Source organism: Paraburkholderia sp. SIMBA_030 (assembly GCF_046535245.1).
GTDB lineage: Bacteria > Pseudomonadota > Gammaproteobacteria > Burkholderiales > Burkholderiaceae > Paraburkholderia.
Window position 1 is genome coordinate 1 of record NZ_JAWRXB010000321.1, and the last position, 279, is coordinate 279.

Annotated in this window: 1 pseudogene; it reads right to left on the reverse strand. The window is 58.8% G+C overall.

Going from position 1 to position 279, the window contains the following annotated elements:
* A pseudogene (locus SB772_RS40175) lies at nucleotides 1-202 on the reverse strand (ABC transporter substrate-binding protein); the annotation flags it as partial.
* Nucleotides 203-279 lie beyond the last annotated feature (77 nt).

A 279-nucleotide genomic window follows, 5' to 3' on the forward strand; every position in this document is an offset into this window, starting at 1 on the left:
GGTTGAGCGTGTCGAAGGTACCGAATGCCATGGCCCGCAAGGTGCCGCCTTTGGGCGCTTGCGGGTTGACCCAGTCGAAGTGGGTGAATGTGGCTGGGTACTTGAGCATGCCGAACTGCGCGTATCCGTGGCTTTCGCTCACCATCGCGACGGCGGGAAAGCTCAAGGCCAGGCTGAGTGACAGCAGGAGGGGACGTATCAAGTCGGCATCCGATCCAGAGGCGTTGGGCTTTGATCGAGTACAGTAACAGCTTGGTGGGGTTGGAAAAAGAGAGGTTT